The sequence below is a fragment of the Duganella sp. AC917 genome, from assembly GCF_979258245.1.
This window is the reverse complement of sequence record NZ_OZ409848.1, coordinates 6,383,404-6,398,845: the sequence shown is the minus strand read 5'-3', so window position 1 is coordinate 6,398,845 and position 15,442 is coordinate 6,383,404. Positions and strand designations below refer to the sequence as shown.

At 67.6% G+C, this 15,442-nt stretch carries 13 protein-coding genes; 11 read left to right on the top strand and 2 right to left on the bottom strand.

Annotated elements, in window-relative coordinates:
* Nucleotides 1-92 precede the first annotated feature (92 nt).
* From ACZ0BA_RS27920 to ACZ0BA_RS27875, 10 genes are all read left to right on the top strand, one after another.
* Nucleotides 93-1,487 carry an ATP-binding protein gene (locus ACZ0BA_RS27920; protein ID WP_463454388.1) on the top strand — a complete coding sequence of 465 codons (1,395 nt, stop codon included), beginning with the start codon at nucleotides 93-95 and terminating at the stop codon, nucleotides 1,485-1,487.
* Between the two features lie 26 nt (nucleotides 1,488-1,513).
* The gene (gene cpaB / locus ACZ0BA_RS27915) at nucleotides 1,514-2,365 is read left to right on the top strand and encodes a Flp pilus assembly protein CpaB (RefSeq protein WP_463454387.1); all 852 of its coding nucleotides are present in this window, start codon (nucleotides 1,514-1,516) and stop codon (nucleotides 2,363-2,365) included.
* A 33-nt stretch (nucleotides 2,366-2,398) separates the two neighbouring features.
* Complete coding sequence (locus ACZ0BA_RS27910) at nucleotides 2,399-3,949, top strand: type II and III secretion system protein family protein (RefSeq protein ID WP_463454386.1); 1,551 nt, start codon at nucleotides 2,399-2,401, stop codon at nucleotides 3,947-3,949.
* Nucleotides 3,950-3,957: 8 nt separating this feature from the next.
* Nucleotides 3,958-4,254 (top strand): hypothetical protein, encoded by a 297-nt coding sequence (locus tag ACZ0BA_RS27905; RefSeq protein WP_463454385.1) that lies wholly within the window; start codon nucleotides 3,958-3,960, stop codon nucleotides 4,252-4,254.
* Nucleotides 4,255-4,289: 35 nt separating this feature from the next.
* A complete protein-coding gene (locus ACZ0BA_RS27900) occupies nucleotides 4,290-5,459 on the top strand; it encodes an AAA family ATPase (protein WP_463454384.1) in 1,170 nt (389 codons plus the stop codon).
* An 83-nt stretch (nucleotides 5,460-5,542) separates the two neighbouring features.
* Nucleotides 5,543-6,880: a CpaF family protein gene (locus ACZ0BA_RS27895; protein WP_463454846.1), complete on the top strand. Its 1,338-nt coding sequence runs from the start codon at nucleotides 5,543-5,545 to the stop codon at nucleotides 6,878-6,880.
* An 8-nt stretch (nucleotides 6,881-6,888) separates the two neighbouring features.
* Nucleotides 6,889-7,863: a type II secretion system F family protein gene (locus ACZ0BA_RS27890; RefSeq protein WP_463454383.1), complete on the top strand. Its 975-nt coding sequence runs from the start codon at nucleotides 6,889-6,891 to the stop codon at nucleotides 7,861-7,863.
* 9 nt (nucleotides 7,864-7,872) lie between these two features.
* Nucleotides 7,873-8,808: a type II secretion system F family protein gene (locus ACZ0BA_RS27885; RefSeq protein ID WP_463454382.1), complete on the top strand. Its 936-nt coding sequence runs from the start codon at nucleotides 7,873-7,875 to the stop codon at nucleotides 8,806-8,808.
* Complete coding sequence (locus ACZ0BA_RS27880; RefSeq protein WP_463454381.1) at nucleotides 8,808-9,881, top strand: LytR C-terminal domain-containing protein; 1,074 nt, start codon at nucleotides 8,808-8,810, stop codon at nucleotides 9,879-9,881. The genes ACZ0BA_RS27885 and ACZ0BA_RS27880 overlap by 1 nt, the downstream gene beginning before the upstream one ends.
* Nucleotides 9,882-9,922: 41 nt before the next feature.
* Nucleotides 9,923-12,181 carry an Ig-like domain-containing protein gene (locus ACZ0BA_RS27875; protein ID WP_463454380.1) on the top strand — a complete coding sequence of 753 codons (2,259 nt, stop codon included), beginning with the start codon at nucleotides 9,923-9,925 and terminating at the stop codon, nucleotides 12,179-12,181.
* A 56-nt stretch (nucleotides 12,182-12,237) separates the two neighbouring features.
* On the opposite strand, the gene waaF is transcribed toward ACZ0BA_RS27875, so the two are convergent.
* Together waaF and ACZ0BA_RS27865 are read right to left on the bottom strand one after the other, a co-directional pair.
* Complete coding sequence (gene waaF, locus ACZ0BA_RS27870; protein ID WP_463454379.1) at nucleotides 12,238-13,278, bottom strand: lipopolysaccharide heptosyltransferase II; 1,041 nt, start codon at nucleotides 13,276-13,278, stop codon at nucleotides 12,238-12,240.
* Nucleotides 13,275-14,321, bottom strand: a complete 1,047-nt coding sequence (locus tag ACZ0BA_RS27865; protein WP_463454378.1) for an O-antigen ligase family protein — start codon at nucleotides 14,319-14,321, stop codon at nucleotides 13,275-13,277. The genes waaF and ACZ0BA_RS27865 overlap by 4 nt, the downstream gene beginning before the upstream one ends.
* A 241-nt stretch (nucleotides 14,322-14,562) precedes the next feature.
* On the opposite strand from ACZ0BA_RS27865, the gene ACZ0BA_RS27860 reads away from it, so the two are divergent.
* On the top strand, nucleotides 14,563-15,420 hold the full coding sequence (locus ACZ0BA_RS27860) for a glycosyltransferase family 2 protein (RefSeq protein ID WP_463454377.1): 858 nt from the start codon (nucleotides 14,563-14,565) through the stop codon (nucleotides 15,418-15,420).
* Nucleotides 15,421-15,442: the final 22 nt, after the last annotated feature.

Here is a 15,442-nt window from a genome sequence, read left to right as displayed (position 1 = left end):
TGTGTCTTATTTTTGCCACGCAAGACACCTGACGTTGACGTAGATCAATTATCTGTCGACAATCTTCATATCAGTTTCACGACAAGGATTTCATGCACGCCGAGCCGGACCTCATGGCCGCCCACGCCGAGCGCGACGCTCCGGCCAACGCCCGCGCGCCACGCAGCATCGAGGAAACTGGACTGCCCTTCCTGTTCCTGACCGAACTGGTGGCCAAGGTCTTGTTCCAGCGCGGACAAGTACGGCTTCCCGAACTCGCTAGCCATTTGAAACTGAGCATCAGCGCGATCACGCCGCTGGTAACGTTTTTGCGCACCGAAAAACTGGTCGAGGTCACGCGCAGCGGCCACAGCGGCACGGACGCCGACCTGACCTACAACCTGACCGAAGCGGGCGCCCAGCGCGCCATCGCCTGCCTCAACCGCAACGCCTATGCCGGCCCGGCGCCGGTCACCCTGGCCGCCTACGTGGCCCAGGTGGCCGCGCAAAGCGTGCGCCACCTGCACGTCACGCGTGAGCATGTGCGCGCGGGTTTCCACGACGTGGTCGCCAACCAGGGCGTGCTCGACCAGATGGGCGCGGCGATGAACTCGGGCCGCGCGATGTTCATCCACGGTCTGGCCGGCAGCGGCAAGACCTTCCTTGCCGAGCGCCTGTGCAGCCTGCTACACGGCGTCATCGCCGTGCCCCACGCCATCATGGTCGACGGCGAGGTGGTGCCGTTTTACGACCCGGTCCAACACCGCGTGGCCGCCGGCGAACACCCGGCCGAGCCGGCCGAGGGCGGCGAACTGCTGCGCCAGCTCGACGCGCGCTGGGTGCGCGGCGTGCAGCGGCCGGCCGCGCTCACCGGCGGCGAACTGACACTTGAAATGCTGGATCTGCGCTTCGATCCCAACACCCGGCTGTACCAGGCGCCGCCACATTTGAAAGCCAACAACGGCATCTTTATCATCGACGACCTGGGACGCCAGCGTTGCTCGCCGCTGGAACTGATGAACCGCTGGATCGTGCCGATGGATCGTGGCGTGGATTATCTTTCGTTGCATACGGGCCACATTTTTCAGGTCCCTTTTGATGTAGTCGTGGTATTCTCCTCGAACTTCTTGCCAGAGCGATTATCCGACGGCGCCTTTCTGCGCCGGCTGGCCTACAAGATCGAAGTGCCGCCCCAAACCCAGGCGGAATATGAGCTGCTTTTCCGACAGGCGTGCACGCAATACGGCATGGAATTCGATGCCGACGCCTTCGCCTACCTGCTCACCGAACACCACGCAAAAGAAGATACGCCGTTGCTGGCCTGCTATCCGCGCGACCTGATCCGTCAGGTGCGCGACCTGGCCCGCTACGAAAACACGCCCGCGCGCGTCGACCGGCGTGCGCTCGACTGGGCCTGGAACAATTACTTCGCCGGCGCCGGCGCGCGCCGGGTCAGCGAACAACAGAAACAAGAACGCGAACGCCGCGACCGGCCGACGCCGGCCTGAGCACGACATAACCTGGAAAGCACAGCATGAGAAATACGCGGGCGTTGACGATGATAGGAGTGGCGCTGGTGATGGCGCTGGCGGCGGTGGTCCTGGCGGCCCAGTGGATCGCCGGCCAGTCGGCCAGCAACAGCAACAAGGTCGCCGTGGCGCTGCTCGACATCGGCATGGGCGCGCGCGTTACGCCCGAGCTGGTGCACATGGTCGACTGGCCGGTCAACTCGATGCCGCCCGGCGCCATCGTCGACGCCAAGGCGCTCGAGGGCCGCATCACGCGCACCGGCATCTTGCGCGGCGAGCCGCTGATGGAAAGCAAACTGGCGCCGGCCGGCACCAACGGCGGCCTGTCCGCCGTGGTCGCGGCCGGCAAGCGGGCCATGACGGTGCGCGTCAACGACGTCGTCGGCGTGGCCGGCTTCGCGCTGCCGGGCAACTTCGTCGACATCCTGGTCAACACCCAGAGCGACAGCGGCGGCGACACCGGCGTGCGCGAGCAAGCCATTTCCAAGATCGTGCTGGAACGTATCCTGGTGCTGGCCATCGCCCAGGAATCGAACCGCGACGACACCAAGCCCAAGGTGGTCAACGCCGTGACGCTGGAGCTGACGCCCGAGCAGGTCGAAAAGCTCGACCTGGCCCGCAGCGTCGGCACGTTGTCGCTGGTGCTGCGCAACCAGATCGATCCATTGTCGGCCAACACCGAGGGCGCCACCAAGAGCAGCCTGCTCGACGAAGGCAAGCCGCAGCCGGTGGCGCATGTGCCGGCGCCGGCCCCGGCCGCCCCCGTCGCGCCGCGAGCACCGCCACCGCGCCCGGCGCCGGCCGGCGACAAGGTCGAGATGATCAAAGGCCTCGAACGCAGTTCCCAGCAGTTCTAAACGATACAGCCCCTCACCAGAGAGATAGCCTTGATGACTGCATTCACGCGCGCGGCGCCGCCGGCGCCCTCCCGTCTTCCGCTGCTGGCCAGCGCCGCGCTGGCCGTGTGGTGCGCCCTGCCGGCCGCGGCCGCAGCCCCGGCGGCCCCGGTGGCCACGCCGGCCGCCACCACCGCGGGTACTGCGCGCAGCACCGAACTGGCCCCGCTGATGAACCTTTCCGAGGGCAAGTCGACCTTGATGCACCTGCCGTATCCGGTGGCGCGGCTGGCCGTCGGCGACGCCAAGGTGGCCGACGTCATGCTGATCAACCCGCGCGAAGTCTATATGCTGGGCAAATCCACCGGTTCGACCAACCTGATCTTGTGGAACAAGGCCAACCAGGCCACCATCATCGACATCGTGGTCGGCCTCGACACCACGGCGCTGCGCCAGCAGTTCGATCAGCTGTTCCCCAACGAAAAAGATATCCGCATCACCGTCTCCGGCGGGGCGCTGATCCTGTCGGGCGTGGTGAGCGACTCGGTGAAGGCGTCGCAAGTCATGGCGGTGGCCGGCGCCTACGTGCAACGCAACAGCCGCGCCGGCGCGCCGGCGGCGGCCCCCGCAGCGGCGCCGGCCGCCGGCGGCGACCCGGCGGCGGTGCTATCTTCCGCGACGCCGGCCACCACCGCCGCCGCGCCCGACAGCGCGGCGCCGGCCGGCGCGGGCGGCCGCGTGATCAATATGCTGGGCGTGGCCGCGCCACAACAGGTGATGCTGGAGGTGCGCATCGCCGAGATTTCCAAGACCCTGGTCGACCAGCTCGGGGCGAGCGTCGGCCTGGTCGGCAACAGCGGCAGCTGGACCTATACGCTGCTGAGCAATCTGCTCAGCGGCAATCCCGGCAAGATCGATGCCTTCAATTCGAAGAACGGCAAATTCCTCACCTTCGACGCGCAAAAGAACGACGGCCTGGTCAAGATCCTGGCCGAGCCGACGGTGATGGCCATCAGCGGCCAGGAGGCCAGCTTCCTGGCCGGCGGCAAGATCTTCATCCCGGTGTCGCAGGACAGCACCAGCGGCTTTCCGCGCATCACGCTGGAAGAAAAAGAGTATGGCGTGGCGGTCAAGTTCACCCCCACGGTGCTCGAAGGCGGACGCATCAACCTGAAAGTGGCGCCCGAGGTGTCCGAACTGAACCGCGAGGGCATCGGCATCACCTCCAGCACCAGCACCGCGACGTCGGTGCTGCCGTCGTTCACCACCCGCCGCGCCAGCACCACGGTGCAGCTATACGACGGCCAGAGCTTCGCCATCGGCGGCCTGATCAAGAACAACGTCACCACCAACATCAAGGCCTTCCCCGGACTGGGCGAGATACCGATCCTTGGCGCGTTGTTCCGCAGCAGCGATTTCCAGAGCGACCGCACCGAGCTGGTGTTCATCGTCACGCCGCACCTGGCCAAGCCGTTGCCGCCCAATCCCAAGCTGCCGACCGACGCGTATAGCGAGCCGAGCCGTACTGACTTCTTCTTGCGCGGCAAGCTCGAAGGCAGCGCGCCGCCGGCACCGCAAGGCGCCACCGGCTTTGACGTGAAATAGGACGGACCATGCCTGTCAACCTCGCTTCCATCGGCCGCCGCGCCGCCTCCCTGCTGGCGCTGGCCGCCGCCTGCGCGCTGTCGGGCTGCGCGATGTCGCCCAATATCGACCGCCAGTTCGGCGCCAGCGCCCGCGCGGCGGTGCTCCAGCAAACGCTCGATCCCCGCGCCGGCGACGACCGCCGGCCCGTCAACGGTCTTGACGCCCAAGCGGCCGCGGCCGCCTACGAGAACTACCAGCGCTCCTATTCGTCGCAGGGACAGCAGCAACAAAGCGGCTTCACCATCGGTTCCGGCCTCAAGTAAGCGGCCGGACCACCTACCAGCGAGCACGAACCAAATTGAAGATAGCCGTCATTTCCCGCGATGAGCGACACCTGGCCGACGTCATGCGCATGCTGCGCGCGCGCTCGCCCTCCGACGAGGTCGACCACCTGAACGGCGTGGCGCGCCTGTCGATGTTGGGCGAAGAACAGTTGCCGGACGTGCTGGTGATCGACCGGCCGTCGGTCGATGACGGCGACCTCGAACTGCTGGAGCGCTTCTCGGCGCAGCATCCGCGCGTCGCGTGCGTGGCGCTGTGCAGCGAGCGCGACCCGGATTTCCTGATGCACGCCATGCGCGCCGGCATCCGCGAGGTGCTGCCGTCGCCGGCCACCAGCGCCACGTTGAACACGGCCATCGAACGGATCGGCGAAAAACTCGAACGGCGCAGCCAGGCCAGCGGCAAGGTGCTGGCCTTCATTTCCTGCAAAGGCGGCAGCGGCGCCACCTTCCTGGCCACCAACCTCGGTTACGCGCTGGCGGCCAGCGGCAAATACAAGGTGGCGCTGATCGACATGAACCTGCAGTTCGGCGACGCCTCGCTGTTTGTCTCCGACCACAAGCCGCTGGCGACGTTGAGCGACGTGGCCCAGCAGATCCACCGCCTCGACCCGTCGTTCCTGGCCTCGAGCATGCTGGCCATCCTGCCCAACTACGGTGTGCTGGCCGCGCCGTCGGACCCGACCCACGCCAACGACGTCAAGCCGGACCACATCGACGCCATCCTCAAGCTGGCGCGGCGCCACTATGATTTCGTGCTGCTCGACGTCGGCCGCAGCCTCGACGCGGTGACCATCCGCGCGCTCGACCACGCCGACAATATCTATCCGGTGCTGCAAACCACGCTGCCGTACATCCGCGACGGCAAGCGCATGCTCAACGTGTTCCGCTCGCTCGAATACGCCAAGGACAAGATCAAGGTGATCGTCAACCGCCACGACAAGGGCGGCGAAATCAAGCTCAAAGATCTCGAGGGCGCCTTCGACACCGACGTCAGCATCACCATGCCCAACCACTACGACGCCGCCGCCCGCTCGGTCAACCAGGGCGTGCCGGTGATCCAGCTGGCGCCGACCAGCCCGCTGAGCACGGCGCTGGTCGAGCTCGCGCGCAGCCTGAGCGGCGAGGCCGCGCCCGAGCCGCAGGGCGGCGGCTGGTTGTCCAAACTGCGTCCGCGCAAGGCGTGACGGCGCCCCCGCCGTCCCCGCTCCGCCACCCTATTTTGTCCGCGTCCATCCGCCAAGGCTAAACCACCATGTCCACTCCACCGATCTCCCTGCGCGAACGACTCGAAAGCGGCGAAACCCGCGTGGCCGGCCAGCGCGCCGTCGCCATCGACAACCGCGCCTACCAGAAGCTCAAGCAGCGCCTGCACGCGCAGCTGCTCGACCGGGTCGACCTGGAAAGCATGCAGCGGCTGACGCAGGAGCAGATCCGCAACGAGCTGCGCAACCTGGTCGAAAAGCTGCTCGAGGAAGACGCGGTCGTCATCAACGACGCCGAGCGCAAGACGCTCACGCGCGACATCCAGAACGAAATGCTCGGCTTCGGCCCGCTCGAGCCGCTGCTCGAGGACCCGACCGTGTCCGACATCCTGGTCAACACCCACCGCCAGATCTACGTCGAGCGGCGCGGCAAGCTGGAACTGACCGACGTCACCTTCAGCGACGACGCCCACCTGATGAAGATCATCGACAAGATCGTCTCGCGCGTGGGCCGCCGCATCGACGAGTCGAGCCCGATGGTCGACGCCCGCCTGCCGGACGGCTCGCGTGTCAACGCCATCATCCCGCCGCTGGCCATCGACGGCCCGATCATGTCGATCCGCCGCTTCTCGGCCGACCCGCTGCGCCTGGCCGACCTGGTCGCCTACGGCAGCATGACGGCCGACATGGCCGAGGTGTTGCAGGGGCTGGGCAAGGCCAAGGTCAACATCCTGATCTCCGGCGGCACCGGCTCCGGCAAGACCACCATGCTCAACGTGATTTCCGGCTTCATCGGCCGCACCGAGCGCATCGTCACCGTCGAGGACGCGGCCGAGCTGCAACTGCAGCAGCCGCACGTGGTTCGCCTGGAAACCCGGCCGCCCAACATCGAGGGCAAGGGCGAGGTCAGCCAGCGTGCGCTGGTGCGCAACGCGCTGCGCATGCGCCCCGACCGCATCATCCTGGGCGAGGTGCGCGGCGCCGAGGCGCTCGACATGCTGGGCGCGATGAACACCGGCCACGAGGGCTCGATGGCCACCATCCACGCCAACACCCCGCGCGACGCGTTGACGCGGCTGGAGAACATGATCAGCATGGCGGCGGCCAACCTGCCGACCAAGGCGATGCGCCAGCAAATCAGTTCGGCTGTCGGCGTGGTGGTGCAGGTTTCGCGCATGACCGACGGCAAGCGCAAGGTCATGTCGATCCAGGAAGTGACCGGCATGGAGGGCGAGATGATCACGATGCAGGAGATTTTCACTTTCAAGCAGACCGGCCTGGGCGACGACGGCGCGGTGCACGGCCACCATACCGCCAGCGGCGTGCGCCCGCGCTTCATCGAGCGCCTGCGCAATTTCGGCATCAACGTCTCCACCGGCGCCTTCGATCCGGTGACCAAATAGGACCCGCCATGGACCTTCGTCTGATCCTGTTCGGCGCGCTGGTGTTCGGCGCCGTCGGCCTGCTGGTGTGGGGCGTTTTCACCGGCTGGAACAAAACCCGCAGCCCCGAGGCCGAACGCGTGGCCCGCCGCCTGCGCGCGGCCATCGGCGACAGCGGCACCGAACTGGCCGTGTCGATCACCAAGGAGCGCACCTACAGCCGCGATCCCGGACTGAACCGCCTGCTGACCGCCCTGCCCGGCATCGACCGGCTCGACCGGCTGCTGCTGCAAGCGGGGCGCACGATGACCACGGCGCAGCTGTGCGCGCTCATGCTCGGTTGCGCGCTGATCGGCTTCATCGTGTTCTCCAGCATGGGCCTGCCATGGCTCGCGCGTGTGGTGCTGGCGGCGCTGTGCGGCTGGCTGCCGGTGCTCGAGGCCATGCGCGCGCGCCGCCTGCGCATCACCCACATCGAACGGCTGCTGCCCGAGGCGCTCGACATGATGAGCCGCGCGATGCGCGCAGGCCACGCCTTTCCCACCGCGCTCAAGATGGTCGGCGAGGAGATGCGCGATGTGTTGGGCGCCGAGTTCCGCGTCGTCTTCGACGAGGTCAACTTTGGCGTGTCGATGCCGGACGCGCTGATGAACCTGGCCACGCGCGTGCCCAGCACCGATCTGCGCTACTTCGTCATCGCCGTGCTGATCCAGCGCGAGACCGGCGGCAACCTGACCGACCTGCTGACCTCGATCAGCGCCATCATCCGCGACCGCCTCAAACTGCTCGGCCAGGTGCGCGTGATGTCGGCCGAGGGCCGCATGTCCGCCTGGGTGCTGGGACTGCTGCCGTTCGCGGTCGGCGGCCTGGCCATGATCGCCAATCCCGGCTCGCTCGATCCGCTGTTCGTCGACCCGCTGGGACGCAAGATGCTGTACGGCGCGGCCGGCATGATGCTGATCGGCGTGCTGGCGATCCGCAAAATCACCCATATCCGGGTCTGAGGAGGCGCCATGACCCTGATCCAGATCATTTTCCTGGCCGTGCTGTTCGTGTTTGTCTTCGGCGGCATCCTGCTGGCGGTGCGCCTGCTAACGGTCAACCCTGTCAAGGACCGGCTCGAAGCGCTGCAGGAACGCAGCCAGGTGACCCGCCGCAGCGGCCGCTGGGTGGAGGCGGCCATCAACCTGGCCGCGCCGCTGGCCAAGCTGTCGGTGCCGACCGAGGGCTGGGAAAATTCGCCGGTGCGTACCCGCTTCATCAACGCCGGCTGGCGCACGCCCTCGACGCCGGGCCTGTTTTATGCCGGCAAGACCGGGCTGGCCGTGGCGCTGCCGCTACTGGTGTTCCTGTACCTGAGCAGCCGCGCGGCCGGGCCGGGGGACTTCAAGATGCTGTGGCTGGTTATGGCCGCCGGGCTTGGCTACTACCTGCCCAACGTCGTGCTCAACCACGTGCTCAAGAAGCGCCAGCGCGACATCTTTGAAAGCTTCCCGGACGCGCTGGACCTGATGACCGTCTGCGTCGAGGCCGGCCTGGCGATGGACGCGGCGCTGGCGCGGGTGGCCAACGAGATCGGCCTCAAAAGCGTGGTGCTGGCCGAGGAGCTGCAACTGGTGACACTCGAACTGCGCGCCGGCAGCGCCAAGGAAAAAGCGCTGCGCAACCTGGCGCTGCGCACCGGCGTCGAGGATGTCGACGCGCTGGTCACGCTGCTGATCCAGGCCGACCGCTTCGGCACCAGCATCGCCGATTCGCTGCGGGTGCAGTCCGAACTGCTGCGCACCAAGCGGCGTCAGCGCGCCGAGGAGCAGGCCGCCAAGATTTCGCTCAAGCTGCTGTTCCCATTGATTTTCTTCATCTTCCCGAGCTTGTTCGTGGTGCTGCTTGGCCCGGCGGTGTTAAATATTTACCGCAACCTGCTGCCGTCGCTGACGGGGACCAATTGATGGCCACCGTGGCGTGCCGTGGTCCTCGTTCCGCGCTGCTGCGGCTGCTGGCGCTGCTGACGCCGTGCGCGCTGCTGGCCGCCTGCGGCGCCGCGCCCACCCGTCCGCAATGGGCGGTGCAACCGATGACGCGCATCGAACACGCCGGCGGCGACGCCGCGGACGCCTTCTACCAGGTGGGGCGTTACCACCAACAGCGTGGCGAACCGGCCGCCGCCGCCGAGGCGTTCGCCCGGGCGATCGCGCTGCGGCCGGACCGTTTGGAAGCCCGCAACGCACAGGCGGTGCTACTGGCCGGACAGGGCCGGGAGGCCGAAGCGATCGCGCTGCTGCGACAGTTGCTGGCGGAGTTCCCGCAGGCGGCCCAGCCGCGCAATAACCTCGGTTATCTGTACCAGTTGCAGGGCCGGTCCGGGCAGGCGCGCGAGGCGTTCGAGCAGGCGCTGCGGATCGATCCGACGCACGCGCAGGCGCGCGCCAACCTGGCCGGCCTGATGCCGTCGGCGTCCACGCCGGCGCCGGCCGACCCGGTCGCGGCGCAGCCTGCGCCGGACGACTCGGCGGCCCGTCCACGGCTGCAACTGGTACAAGTGGCGCCGAACGAATTCAGCTTGCGCGCCCTTGCCGCGCCGGACGCGATGCAGGCAGCCGGCGCCGATCAGCGTCACGATGCCGATGTGGATGCCGATGCCGGCCCGGCGCAATCGATCCGGCTCCAGGTGGTCAACGGCAACGGTGTGCGCGGCCTTGGGGAACGTACCCGCCGGGTACTGGCGTCCAGCGGCGTCGCCACCGCGGCCAACACCGACGTGGTCAACCAGCGCGGCCACCACCAGCGCCGCACCGTCATCGAATATATTCCCGGCCAGCGTGCGCGCGCCGACCTGGCGCGCCTGGCGCTCAACGGCCCGGCGATGCTGTTGCCCGTGACCGGACTGCCCGGCGGGCTGTCGCTACGGCTGGTGCTTGGCAGCGACCATGCAGGTTCGATCCGGGTACCCGCGCCGCGCCTGGCAGCAACCACAAAACGCACCCGCTTGCCCCATGGACCGCTATTAACTATGCGCTATTAACGATGAATCAGCGCCGCCCCCCTTTTCATTCAGGAGTAATCATGCTCAGAACCACACCATCCCAGCGCTGGGCCAGCCACCTTATCGCCGCCTGCGGCACCGCGCTGGTCGCCATCGCGCTGACCGCGTGCGGCGGCGGCTCCGGCGGCGCCTCGGGCGGCTGCACCACGATCGATCCCAGCCGGCCCTCCAGCCTGCCTGGCTGCGGCAACGCTACTTCGCCAACAGGGAAGTCGGCCGTCACGTTGGCGCTGACCGATAGCGCCGGCGCCGTCGTCAGCAGCATCACGCCGGAGCGCGCCGCCACGGTCACCGCCGTCGTGCGGGATGCGGCCGGTCTGGTGGTGCCGGCCACGCTGGTCACCTTTACCAGCACCGACAAGACCGCCGTGTTCACGCCGGCCAACGGCGGCGCCATCACCGACGCCGGCGGCAAGGCCAGCATCACGCTGGCCGCCGGCACCGCATCGGGTGCGTTCGCGATCAGCGCCACCGCCACGGTCGCCAACGTGCCGGTGTCGGGCAGCGCCGCCTACAGCGTGCAGGCGCCGCAGCTGACGCTGGGCGCGCCGGTGATCGCACCGGCCACGCTGGCCGCCGGCGGCACCGCCAGCCTCACCGCCACCGTGCTCAACGGTAACGCACCGTATGCGCCGGCGCAGTCGGTCAGCTTCACGTCGCCATGCGTTGCCAACGGCAAGGCCCGCATCGCCTCGCCGGTCGTCACCGTCAACGGCGTGGCCAGCACCTCGTACACCGACCTCGGCTGCGGTGGCGTGGACGTGGTCACCGCCAGCTTCACCTTCAACGGCACTCCGGTCAGCAGCAGCGCCAGCCTGACGGTGCAACCGGCCAGCGCCGGCCAGCTGGCATTCGTGTCGGCCCTGCCGCAAAACATTGCGCTCAAGGGTACCGGCGGCGCCGGGCGCCAGGAAAGCGCCACCGTCACCTTCCGCGTGCTCGACCGCAGCGGCAACCCTGTTTCCGGCCAGGCCGTCGCTTTCGCGCTCAACACCAGCGCCGGCGGCCTGACGCTCAATCCGGCCAGCGCCACCACCGGCGCCGACGGACTGGTGACCACCACGGTCGCCTCCGGGACGGTCAACACGCCGGTGCGCGTGACGGCCAGCCTGCCCGGGACCGCCCTGAGCAGCTTGTCGGACCAACTCGTGGTGTCAACCGGGGTGGCGGAACAGAACAGCTTTACGCTGAGCGCGCTGGTCAAAAATATCGAAGGCGGCCAGTTCGCCGGCTGCGCCGCGCCGGCCGGCACCGTTGTCACCGCCCGCTTGGCCGACCATTTCCACAATCCGGCGCCGGACGGTACCGCCGTCAGCTTCACCGCCGAGGGCGGCTCTATCGATGCCTCGTGCCTGACCGGCCTGACCAGCACCACCCTGACCGATGGCACCGTCATCACGCAAAAGGGCACGCCGGGCGAATGCACGGTGCGCTACTGCGCCGGCAATCCGCGCCCGGCCGACGGCCGCGTCACCGTCCTCGCGTATGCGCTGGGCGAGGAGAGCTTCATCGATGCCAACGGAAACAACCAGTTCGACAGCACGGAAAGCTACACCGACCTGGGCGAGCCGTTCCGCAACGACCGCGCGGTCACCGACGGCAACGCCAACGGCGCCGACGACGTCTGGAAAACCGGCAGCGCGGTGCGCGCCAGCGGCGAGCAATACATCGATTCGAATGGCAGCGGCGGCTGGAACCAGAGCGGGAACGGCGCCTACAACGGCGTGCTGCAGGCCGCGCCCAACGTCAACACCGGCAACGCCAACACGGTGCATGTGCGGCTAGGCATGGTGATGGTGCTGTCGAACAGCGCGGCCAACGTGACGCTGCTGAACCAGGCGGTCAACGGCGCGCCGACCATCGGCACGCTGGCACTGGCGCAGTGCGTCAACGGCACGCCCTTTGTCAACACGCCGCGCAGCTTCCAGTTCGCCATCCGCGACGACAATCCGACCGTGTTCGCCGGCAACCAGCGCTCGGCGCACGCCGGGGATCCGCTGTGGCTGTTCGACCGGCCCGGCAATCCGCTGCCGGCCGGCACCGTGATCACGCTCACCGCGAGCAACGGCACGGTGATGGGCGGCTCCAGCTACACGGTCCAGAACACCAGCGCCGCCGATTCGGCAGCGTGGACGTACAACGTGCCGATGATCAGCGACGCCTCGCAGGACGCTTCCAGCCTGGTGTGTTCGAACACGCTGCGTACCGGCGCGCTGACCGTCACGGTGGTCACGCCAGCCGGCGTGGTCAGCCGTTTCAACTACCCCGTGACCGACTAGGGCGGGAAACAAAAACGGGCCGCGCAAGGCGGCCCGTCGTGTTCCGCGCGCGCGGCTCACATGGCCAGCATCGGCCGCAAACTTTGCCACACCAGCGCCGGCGCCATCTGCACCATGCAGTTCTGGTGCCCGAGCGGGCACTCGCGCTGCTTGCATGGCGAACAATCGAGCCGCAATGAAATCGACGCGGCCAGGTCCGAGAACGGCGGCGCGTGGCCGGGATCGGTCGGTCCGTACAGCGCCACCACCGGCCGGTTCAGCGCCGAGGCGATATGCAGCAATCCCGAATCGTTGGCCACCACCGCCGCCGTGCGGGCGATCAGCGCGATCGCCTCGGCCAGGCTGGTGGCGCCGGCCAGGTTGAACACGGCCGCGCCGGCGGGCATGGCGGCGGCCACTTCGGCGCACGCGTCCTTGTCCTTGGGCGAGCCGAGCAAGGCAATCTGCGTAGTGGCATCGTTAGCCAGGATGGCCTGGCCCAGGCCGGCGAAATGGCGCGCCGGCCAGCGCTTGGCGCCGCCGAATTCGGCGCCCGGCGCGAACGCCACCAGCGGCCGCGCCGGATCGATGCCGGTGCGCGCGCAGACGGCGGCGATTTGCGCGGCGCTGGCCACCAGCCGCGGACGCGGCAGCGCGGCCCGGAATGCTTGCGGCTGCGTAGCCAACGGCGCGCCGGCCAGCGCGGCGTAAAACGCCACCATCGGTCGCGGCGGCGTCTCGTCCCGATGCATGACGTTGATCAGGCCGTGCCGGCTCTCGCCCTTGTAGCCGACCCGCCGCTTGATGCCGGCCAGCCACGGAATCAACGCATATTTAATCGTGTTGGGCAGCACGTAAGCCTGGTCGTAGCCGCGCCGGCGCAACAGCCGCGCGTACTTCCAGCGCTCGCGCAGCTGCAGCGCGCCGTGGCGGAACGGCGTCTCCAGCACCTCGTCCACCTCGGCCATCTGGCGCCACACGGGCGACACCGCAGGCGGCGCCAGCACGTCGATCGGTTGCTCCGGATAAGCGGCGCGCAGCAATTGCAGCAAAGGCTGCGCCATCACGGCGTCGCCGATCCAGTTGGGCGAGATGACCAGGATGCGCGGCGCGCTCATGGCGCCGTCCGCGCGGCCGGGACCACGGGCTTGCCGGCCAGGCAAAAGCCGGCCAGCACGAACAGCATCAGCGCATAAAACATCGCCGCCCGCGTCGACCAGAAAATCACCTCGGTCAGGCCGAAACTGAAGTAGCTCAACGTCAGCAGCATGCCGGCCAGCGCCGGCGCGGCCACGCCGGGATGGCGCATCTGCCGCAGGAAAAACAGGAAAGGCACGACCAGGGTGGCCAGCCAGGCCAGCAGGCCGATGACGCCGCCGTAGACCAGTTGTTGCAGGATATCGTTGTGGAAGTGTTCGAACTCGAGCACGAAGGCCCGGCTCTCGCCGGTCTCGACCATGTGCTCGAGCTGCTGCCTGACGTCGCGCTCGCTAGCGCCCAGCAGCGGATGGCGCTCCATCACGCGCAAGGCGGTGCGCCACAATTCGAGGCGCACGCCGACATTGGTGTATTGCTGCTCGCCATCAACGTACTGGCGCACGTCGCTGATGCCTTGGTCGAAGCGGTCGCGGGCGCCCGTCTGCGGGATGAAATAGGTACTCACCAGCAAGCCCAGCCCCAGCAGCGCCAAGCCCTTGCGCAGCCGGCCGCGCAGCACGTGGCCGTAGCGCACCAGCAGCAACAACGACAACAGAATGGCGACCCAGCCGCCGCGCGTGCCGGTGGCGATCGAGCCGACCAGGCCGGCCAGCGCGCCCAGGCCGGGCCAGATAGCGGCGCGGCCGGCGAAATCGAGCGTGGCGGCCAGGCACAGCAAGCCCATGCACAGCATCAGGTCGCCGAAGGTGATGGCGTTGATCAAACCGCCCGGGCGTTCCATTCCCAGGCCCCAGCGCTGGTAGGCGATGAACCCGGCCCCGGCGAAGGCGCCGGCGATCAGTCCCCACCACAGCGCCTTGCGGCTGGGCCTGCACACCAGCACGCTTAGCATGGCGGTGGCCGAGAGCAGCATGCGCATCGGTTTTTCCAGGTTGCGCGTGCGGCCGTCGGGCATGGCGGCGATCACCGCCGCGACCAGCAGGAACAGCCCGAACGCTATCAAAACGCCACGAATCTCAGTAACATGAGGTAACAACGCTGGCGTCGCCCGGCGCCAATGGTAAAGTGCCAACACCAAAAACCCGACGCTGCACAAGCCCACGCCAAAGTTGGTAATCAAGACCAGAAACGGCAAACAAAAGACCAGGCTGTGGATAAAGACAGTGCGGACGGTGAACTTGGTTAAGGTATTATTCATTCATTTTTAGATATTATTACTACAGGGCATTTGTAGCGCTTATTACATGTCAGCCGTCAATATTTCACTCGTCATCACTACCTACAACCGGCCCGATGCGCTCACGGCCGTGGTCGACGCGTGCTTCGCGCAGTCCGACCTGGGGTACGAAATCATTATCGCTGATGACGGCTCGGGCCACAACACACGCCAGGCCGTGGCCGCGCTGCAGGCGCGCGCGCCGCTGCCGGTGCGCCATGTGTGGCAGGAAGACAAGGGATTCCGCGCCGCCCGCGCCCGCAACCTCGGCACCCTGGCCGCCAAGGGCGACTACATCATCTTTCTCGACGGCGACTGCGTGCCGCAGCGAAATTTTATCAGCCAACACAGAAAGCTGGCGCAACGCGGCCACCTGGTCTCGGGCAGCCGCGTGCTGCTGAGCGAAGCGGCCACCCGCCGAACCTTGGAACAGCACATCGACCTGCAGCGCCTGAGCCTGGCCCAGAAGCTGCGCTGGCGCCTCGGCGGGGACCTCAACAAGGTGCTGCAACTGATGATGACCTTGCCCGACTTGCAACGCTGCAGCAAACGCTTTACATGGCGCCGCATCAAGAGCTGCAACCTGGGCGTCTGGCGCAGCGACCTCGAGCTGGTCAACGGCTTCGACGAGAGCTTCCTCGGCTGGGGCCACGAGGACGCCGATCTGGTGATGCGCCTGTTTAACGCCGGCGTGATGCGCAAGGATGGCGCCTTCGCCACCGAAGTGTTCCACCTGTGGCATCGCGAAAACGCCCGCGACCAGGCCCGCAGCAACCGCGCGCTGGTGCGCCAGCGCGCGGTCGAACGCTGCACCTGGGCGGTGCGCGGATTGCGCGAGCAACAGGAGCCGGCGGCCCTTGCCGTTGGCCAGATAGTGCCGCAATGAACTGTTATAATCGGACCGTTCC